Origin of the sequence: Cellulosimicrobium composti (assembly GCF_010287905.1) — a bacterium.
Lineage (GTDB): Bacteria > Actinomycetota > Actinomycetes > Actinomycetales > Cellulomonadaceae > Cellulosimicrobium > Cellulosimicrobium composti.
This window is the reverse complement of sequence record NZ_JAAFAN010000155.1, coordinates 1-656: the sequence shown is the minus strand read 5'-3', so window position 1 is coordinate 656 and position 656 is coordinate 1. Positions and strand designations below refer to the sequence as shown.

Genomic DNA, 656 nt, shown 5'->3' with positions numbered 1-656 from the left:
TACACCGCGGCGATCTACGCGGCGCGCGCGGGCCTGGCCCCGCTCGTGCTCGCGGGCTCCGTGACCGCCGGCGGTGCGCTGATGAACACGACCGACGTGGAGAACTTCCCCGGGTTCCCCGACGGGATCATGGGCCCGGACCTCATGGAGAACATGCGCAAGCAGGCCGAGCGGTTCGGCGCGCGCATCGAGTGGGACGATGCCACGCTGCTCGACCTCGAGGGCCCCGTCAAGACCGTCGTCACGGGCAACGGCGAGACGTACCGCGCTCGCGCGGTCATCCTCGCGACCGGGTCCGCCTACCGCGAGCTCGGCCTGGACGACGAGAAGCGCCTGTCCGGCCGCGGCGTGTCCTGGTGCGCGACGTGCGACGGCTTCTTCTTCCGCGACCAGCACATCGCGGTCGTCGGCGGGGGCGACTCGGCGATGGAGGAGGCCACGTTCCTCACCCGCTTCGCCGAGAAGGTGACGCTGGTGCACCGTCGTGACGAGCTGCGCGCGTCGAAGATCATGGCCGACCGCGCGCTCAACGACCCGAAGATCGAGTTCGCGTGGAACAGCGAGGTCGCGGGCATCAGCGGCGAGAACAAGGTCGAGGCCCTCACGCTGCGCGACACCGTGACCGGCGAGGAGCGCGAGCTCCCCGCGACCGGCCT

Annotated in this window: 1 protein-coding gene; it reads left to right on the top strand. The window is 71.0% G+C overall.

From position 1 onward, the window contains the following. Positions 1-656 (top strand): NAD(P)/FAD-dependent oxidoreductase (locus tag GYH36_RS19130; RefSeq protein ID WP_162290704.1); only part of this gene is annotated, 656 nt, incomplete at both ends.